Source organism: Endozoicomonas sp. ONNA2 (assembly GCF_024606365.1).
Taxonomy (GTDB): domain Bacteria; phylum Pseudomonadota; class Gammaproteobacteria; order Pseudomonadales; family Endozoicomonadaceae; genus Endozoicomonas.
Map to the genome: position 1 here is coordinate 1 of NZ_JAHHPO010000296.1, position 6,699 is coordinate 6,699.

The 6,699-nt window shown below is 47.8% G+C and carries 7 protein-coding genes; 5 read left to right on the forward strand and 2 right to left on the reverse strand.

Annotated elements, in window-relative coordinates:
* Together KDK14_RS05265 and lexA are read right to left on the reverse strand one after the other, a co-directional pair.
* Positions 1–191: hypothetical protein (locus KDK14_RS05265; protein WP_257263969.1), on the reverse strand; the 191-nt coding region annotated here is incomplete at its 3' end.
* Between the two features lie 25 nt (positions 192–216).
* Positions 217–819, reverse strand: coding sequence for a transcriptional repressor LexA (gene lexA / locus KDK14_RS05270; protein WP_257263970.1), 603 nt, complete (start codon positions 817–819; stop codon positions 217–219).
* A 146-nt stretch (positions 820–965) separates the two neighbouring features.
* Here lexA and KDK14_RS05275 point away from each other — a divergent pair, with 146 nt between their 5' ends.
* The 5 genes from KDK14_RS05275 to KDK14_RS05295 all read left to right on the forward strand — a co-directional run bounded on the left by KDK14_RS05275 (position 966) and on the right by KDK14_RS05295 (position 6,612).
* Positions 966–1,595, forward strand: coding sequence for a TetR/AcrR family transcriptional regulator (locus tag KDK14_RS05275; protein ID WP_257263971.1), 630 nt, complete (start codon positions 966–968; stop codon positions 1,593–1,595).
* A 35-nt stretch (positions 1,596–1,630) separates the two neighbouring features.
* The gene (locus KDK14_RS05280) at positions 1,631–2,113 is read left to right on the forward strand and encodes a L,D-transpeptidase (RefSeq protein ID WP_257263972.1); all 483 of its coding nucleotides are present in this window, start codon (positions 1,631–1,633) and stop codon (positions 2,111–2,113) included.
* Between the two features lie 26 nt (positions 2,114–2,139).
* Positions 2,140–3,159 (forward strand): beta-N-acetylhexosaminidase, encoded by a 1,020-nt coding sequence (gene nagZ / locus KDK14_RS05285; RefSeq protein WP_257263973.1) that lies wholly within the window; start codon positions 2,140–2,142, stop codon positions 3,157–3,159.
* 148 nt (positions 3,160–3,307) lie between these two features.
* Positions 3,308–4,453 carry a mechanosensitive ion channel family protein gene (locus tag KDK14_RS05290; RefSeq protein ID WP_257263974.1) on the forward strand — a complete coding sequence of 382 codons (1,146 nt, stop codon included), beginning with the start codon at positions 3,308–3,310 and terminating at the stop codon, positions 4,451–4,453.
* A gap of 341 nt (positions 4,454–4,794) precedes the next feature.
* Positions 4,795–6,612 carry a hypothetical protein gene (locus KDK14_RS05295; protein WP_257263975.1) on the forward strand — a complete coding sequence of 606 codons (1,818 nt, stop codon included), beginning with the start codon at positions 4,795–4,797 and terminating at the stop codon, positions 6,610–6,612.
* Positions 6,613–6,699 lie beyond the last annotated feature (87 nt).

Sequence of the window (6,699 nt, forward strand, 5' to 3'; positions counted from 1 at the left end):
CGATAATCGAGGCCGGAGTCCACGCCCTTCGACAGGCTCAGGACGAACGGAGGTTCGAGGCTCAGAAAAGTCGGAATTATTTCGGGCCAATTGCTTACCGCAAAAACACAAGTAATCCCAGCTTTTTGCGAAGCGAGCAGCGCCATTAGAAATGTGGAAGTTATTTCAGGACAATTCCTTATTGGTTGCATGTCAGGTCCTCTACTTCCTCGATCGTCAGGGTAAATTCCTGATAACCCCCACACTCAGTCCTTCAATGGCAAAGGTATCGACGCTTGGGTCTACTTCGATTGTATGGAATTCCCGGTTTTCCGGGTGAAGGTAAATTCTGTTCTTGATTTGTTCAAAACGTTTCACTGTTACTTCGTCGTCAATTCTGGCAACGACAATCTGGCCATTGGTTGCCGTTGATGTTTTATGAACAGCCAAAAGGTCCCCGTCAAGAAGGCCGATATCCTTCATGCTCATCCCTTTTACCCGTAGCATGAAGTCTGCTTTGGGTGAAAAGAAATCAGGGTTGATGGACAGGTGGTCTTCAATATGTTCCTGGGCAAGAATGGGACTGCCTGCAGCAACCTGTCCTACAATAGGCAGGCCGGAATATTCGGTGCCAGGTACTCGAATCCCTCTTGAGGCTCCGGGGGTAATCTCAATGGCTCCCTTGCGGGCAAGGGCCCTGAGATGTTCTTCTGCCGAATTGGGGGATCGGAACCCGAATGTCTGTGCGATTTCCGCGCGGGTGGGAGGAAAACCGGACTCTTCAATGTGAGACCTGATCAGTTCAAGGATTTCAGCCTGGCGCTTGGTCAATTTGTACATGGTTGAATCTGTTTTTTTATACAGTGTATGTGATTATATACAGTAATTTACGGGCCGCAACTACCTTTGCCCTAATAATTCAACTTGATGTTTCAGTTTTCAAACGTTAGTTTTAAACAAATGTTTACATTGGAGGTTTTACCAGCATGTCACAGTCAGCGACAGTAGACAGGATTCTGGACGCTGCCGAGAAGTTATTCGCTGAGCATGGGTTCGCAGAGACCTCGCTGCGTTCAATCACCAGTGAGGCGGGTGTTAACCTGGCCGCTGTCAATTATCATTTCGGCTCCAAAAAATCCCTGATCCAGGCGGTCTTTTCCCGTTTTCTTGACCCTTTTGTCAGTAATCTTTCCGAGGCTCTTGTGAGATATCAGGATAATAATGATGCCATTGATCTGGAAGAAATACTTCATTTGCTGGTTGATCAGGTCATGGCGGTTAAACCTCGCAGCCCTGAAGATCTCTCGGTTTGTATGCGGATGATTGGCCTGGCCTACACACAGGGCCAGGGGCATCTGAAGAAATATTTGCGCGACGTCTACGGGGAAGTATTTCAGGCCTGTCTTGAGTTGTTGATAAAAGCGTGTCCTGATCTGCCAGTGAATGACCTGTTCTGGAGGGTTTATTTTATCTTGGGTTCCGCTGTTTTTACCCTGTCAGGTGCAGATGCGCTAATGGCTATTGCCGAAAGTGATTATGGGGTCAGGAGTGAACTGGAAGATATCATGAGGAAGATGGTGCCATTCATGGCGGCAGGGTTGAGGTCACACAGCTGACCGATCATATAATCATAACAGAGCTTAATTTACCGATGTATCTTACTGTTCATATTGCCAGTCAGGTGATGGTGCTGCACGAGAAGGGCGGCAGGCGCCGTGTGTATTCAGTTTCTTCTGCCAGCAAGGGAACCGGGCAGCAGGAAGGGAGCTGGCAAACGCCTCTTGGGCGGCATGTTATTCGAGCAAAAATTGGCGCTGGGCTACCGGCTAATTCAGTATTTGTCGGGCGTCGCTTTACCGGTGAGATCTATTCCCCCGAGCTTTGTCAGCAGTACCCTGATAGAAAGGACTGGATATTAACCCGGATTTTATGGCTCAGTGGCCTGGAGCCAGGATATAACCGGCTCGGTAATGTCGATACCATGCGCCGCTACATCTATATCCATGGCTCACCGGATACTGCCGTGATGGGCGAGCCTGGCTCACGGGGGTGTATCCGAATGCATGGGGAAGACATTATCGATCTGTTTGACCGTGTAGATACTGGCACCAGGATCGATATACAACTGAGTTGATACTTTTTTTTCAGGGGGGGATATTTGTGCTGGCAGGCCAAAACCGTGGCGTTCTTTTGATCGATCTCAAGGGGGCGCAGCTGACAGCCGAAGAAAACCAGCTGCTTGCCCTGCCCGGTGTTGCGGGTGTTGTCCTTTTTTCCAGGAACTATCAGGACCGGAACCAGTTGATGACGCTGGTCAGATCCATTCGGGAAGTTCGCCGGGAGCTGTTAATCTGTGTTGACCAGGAAGGTGGACGTGTCCAGCGCTTCAAGGATGGGTTTACCCGACTACCCCCGGCACAGGCCTATGGGTCATTTGATCCGGATCAGCAGTGTTATGTGGCCTCTGAGTCAGGCTGGCTGATGGCGTCTGAACTGTTGGCCTGTGGGGTAGACCTGTGCCTGGGGCCTGTCTTGGATATTGATCATGGTAAAACGTCGATTGTGGGGGATCGCGCTTTTGGGCGTTCGGTTGAGCAGGTGACGCATCTGGTCTCGTCGTGGATTGATGGCGTTCATGAAGCCGGGATGTCCGTAGTCATCAAGCACTTTCCGGGCCATGGCAATGTTGATGCGGATTCCCATGTTAGCCTTCCTTTGGATGACCGTACTTTTGCTGAGATCTGCCAGTCTGATATGGCGCCTTTCAGGGCCATGATTGGCAAGGGGGTAGAGGCATTAATGCCGGCCCATATTCTGTTTCCCGCTGTTGACCAGAACCCGGTCGGTTATTCACCGCAATGGCTGAAAGGGGTGTTAAGGAATCAACTGGCATTTGCGGGGCTGGTCGTCAGCGATTGCCTGTCCATGGCAGGGGCGGCGAAAACCGGCAGTTATCCTGCCAGGGCCAGGGCCGCGCTGGATGCTGGTTGTGACCTTCTTATTATCAGTAACCGTCAGGGGGTTCTGGATGTATTGGCTGAAATAGATGGCCCTGGTTTACAGGGGGTTGGTCCGGGTAATTTGCTGCCAGGCTCATATACGGACTGGGCGTCCCTTGAAAACTCAGGGCGCTATCGGGAAGCATGTGAAATGCTGGCCAGGGCCTTTGGCGCTGGCTGATTTTGCTACCCTCTCAATTCACCATCAGTTAATTTCCGGTCACTTTCCCGCAAAATTACTGCACTGGTTTATAGTTAAATCCAGTGTGTATTGACTCCTTTGTTCCAGTCCTGATTATCCTGATCTGATCAGGCATTGTGGTATAACCATGGACTTTTTATCCATTACCCCAGCCAATATTCCCGATTGGCTGATACAGGTTGTGATTGCTCTTTTTCTGACAGCGTTTACCCGTTATCTTGCCAGCAAGCTCTTGGCCAAGCTACTGACTAAAGCGAAAGCTAGCCAGAATGTCTGGGATGATGCACTGCTTGCGGCGGGTCAGAAGCCGTTTTATCTATTTATCTGGGTTGCCGGGTTGAGTTGGTCGGCAGAAGAAATATGGGAAGGGACCGGAAATAATCTGTTTGAGCGCTTTCTCAGTTTCCGGGATCTATTGGTCATTGTTTTGTTCTGCTGGGTTTTTATTTCGTTTATCAAAGCACTGGAACATCGCTACCTGCAGGTTGACTGCAAAAGGAAACTGGATCAGACCTCGGTTATTGCCCTGGGTCGGCTGATGCGGGTTGCCGTCATCATTACCGGAGTTCTGCTTGCCATGCAAACTTTGGGTTACAGCCTTTCAGGTATCCTTGCCTTTGGTGGGGTGGGGGGGCTGGCTGTGGGCTTTGCCGCCAAGGATATGCTGGCTAACTTCTTTGGTGGCTGGATGATCTATGTGGATAAACCATTTCGGGTAGGAGACTGGATCAGTTCTCCAGACAGGAACATAGAAGGCACAGTAGAGTATATTGGCTGGAGGCAGACACGTATCCAGACTTTTGCAAGACGGCCGCTCTATGTGCCGAACGCGACATTTATGAGCATTTCGGTAGAAAATCCCTCCCGGATGCAAAATCGACGCATCAAACAGCGCTTTGGATTAAGGTATGACGACAACGATAAAGTCAATCTGATTCTGGAAGATGTGCGCAGTTACCTCAGGGGCCATGATGGTATTGATCAGGTCAAGACGATCATGGTGAATTTTATTAGCTTCGGTGCATCAAGTCTTGATTGTCAGATTTACTGTTTTACCAAAACCACTGACTGGGCGGCATACCTTCTGATTCAGGAGCAAGTGTTGCTTGAGACCATCAGCATTATTCACAGTCATAAGGCCGATATTGCCTTTCCGACCCGTACGCTGGATTTATCAACTCTCGCGGAATACTCCATCCATAGCTCGCAGAGCCCGGGTGTAGATGGGGCGGGCCGCGCAGGTGGGGCCGCGCAAGTGGGGCCGGCTGGGTAGCGACCAGCCGGAGTGCCGGACCATCGCCAGGACTGGTAAACCAGTACCCTGCAAAGAAATAGGCCTCGAGTTTAGATAATTATTAGTACCAATGAGCAATATAAATACTGCTAAAACAACCGTTATCCAGATCAATAGAGACGGTAGAGATGTTCTCAGAAGACCACAAAACTATTGCCCTTGGTAACCTGAGAAATTTCAATTTTTTAATATCTATTTCAAACCCGAACATCGCGTTTAAAAATATAATAATATTGCCAATTTTGCCTCGGAACTTTTTTATTGTCTAACAGGTCCAATCAATCAGAACTTATGAAACTATTAATAGGGAGTTTAAAGGCATGAACCCTTCCGACATCATCGGGGCGCCAGGATGCCAGGCAACTTCAAGATCCGAAAATACTGCGCCAAGACGTATTCGTGCCATTTGGCACACCATCACCGGTCCATTCAGATGTGTCAGCAGCACGACTAATGATGGTGTATTGCCTGACAACCAGAGATTTTCATCAACGCCCTCAACCGATTTGAAGGTCAGAGACGTTAAAGGATCATCTTCAGGCCCTCTGGATTTGCCAGGCACTGGTGGCCATGCAAAGGTGTTTAAAGAAGTTGTTCGTAGAATCAAGACAGATCAACAATCATTGATCATGGATAAGGTAAACGACATAACTCCCCAGCAGCTTGAACAAATTGCCCAGTGTTGTCGCAACCCGGAAGAAATCACTACAAAACACCGCTGCTTTTTGCAATCTGATACTTTTGCCTATGCAGCGCTCCGTGCATTTCGGGAAAAGAAAATAAGCAGGAATGAGTTTGCAACCCTGGTTACCCTGCAGGGTGTTTATCTGGAAGGCGAGCATATAAAGCCATTTGAGATTGTCCATCACAAGCTGTTTGACGATAAAGGAAACGTTAATGGAGTCCACCGGGATATCATATTTGATTCCTTGGTAAGGTCAAAGGGGTTTTTTCTTCCTTCTTCTTTTGATGTAGATTCTTTTGATGTAGATTCCATCCTCAGTAATATGTTGCGTTTGCTTGAAAATGCATCTCCGGTTGAGGCAGGTTTCTGGTCCTGCAAGTACCCAACTGTCTCAGGTGAAGACAAAGGGCAGATCACGATAAAAAAAGCCCTGTCAAGCAGACACTTCAACGTTTTATTTATTGACTGCGAGTGGTCTGGGTGGATGATATGTCCGTCCATTACCTTGCGACAGGCTTTCATTGACAGTTTTTGCCAGAATGAAGCCCATATAATCAATCCTGTGATCGGGATCAGTTCGCCTGAAGATATTAGAACCGGCAGCCTGAAAAGATACAGAGACATGGCAATTCCGTTTCCTGGCCATCCTTTGCCAAAAATTGCTGATTACTTATCTGCTCGATTGATTCTCGAATTTATGCAGCATGATTTTTATCATGCGGTACGAGCCAGCATGTTAAAAAATGCTGATATCGATCTAATCATTGCCATTGCCGGTGTAGTGAGAAAGATTCAAATGGCCTTCGGCAATGAGTACGCCAGGGTAAAAGGGCTTAAGCAGCGGAAACAAAGCTTTGAAGGTTCTATTTTCGACTACCCACGGGCACAACAGGATCAAACTTTAAAAAACGATCAGAAGCATAAAAACGTGGTCAGTATGAAGAATACGCTCGAATATCTGAAACGTACCAGAAAAGCCTTGGGCCAACTTGCATTTAACCTTGAAGATCTTGAAACCCATAAACCAACGTGGGTTCTACATCGGCATAGTTATGAAGAAGATCGATTCATACATCACTTGTCAAATCTTTTGCTTCTACTGAACAGGTTTTTGGGAAAACCCTGGAGTGAGTTACTGAGTGAAACCGATGCAGGCATTGTCGGCCAGTGCATTATCCCGATGATTCCCGGTAATTCGAATCCCCTGAAAATGTATAATCATTTATGCCGCGTGATTGATAGTGAAGTAAATCATGGTGTCAAACGAAATCTCTTGGCAGCACAGAAACAGGAATACGTAGCCAGAAGTAAAAAGTTCATTGAAACACTGAATCCATCGGTTAAGCTGGATCAATCACAATGGCCGACTTTCCTCCGGGAAGCCATGATAGATAACGCAGTGCACATTCCAAACTCTGGGCTGATTAATGAACAAAATCATGAAATTTCCTGACTGGGTGACTTCGATTGTCGCCAGGTGTGCGACCAGGGCGATAGAATCGGTCTTACGATCGTTCCAATCAAGGCTAATTTAAACGAC

Bases quoted from the DNA above. Each gene is read 5' to 3' on its own strand.
- lexA (WP_257263970.1), bottom strand. From the start codon at position 819: ATGTACAAATTGACCAAGCGCCAGGCTGAAATCCTTGAACTGATCAGG.
- KDK14_RS05275 (WP_257263971.1), top strand. From the start codon at position 966: ATGTCACAGTCAGCGACAGTAGACAGGATTCTGGACGCTGCCGAGAAG.
- KDK14_RS05280 (WP_257263972.1), top strand. From the start codon at position 1,631: ATGTATCTTACTGTTCATATTGCCAGTCAGGTGATGGTGCTGCACGAG.
- KDK14_RS05290 (WP_257263974.1), top strand. From the start codon at position 3,308: ATGGACTTTTTATCCATTACCCCAGCCAATATTCCCGATTGGCTGATA.
- KDK14_RS05295 (WP_257263975.1), top strand. From the start codon at position 4,795: ATGAACCCTTCCGACATCATCGGGGCGCCAGGATGCCAGGCAACTTCA.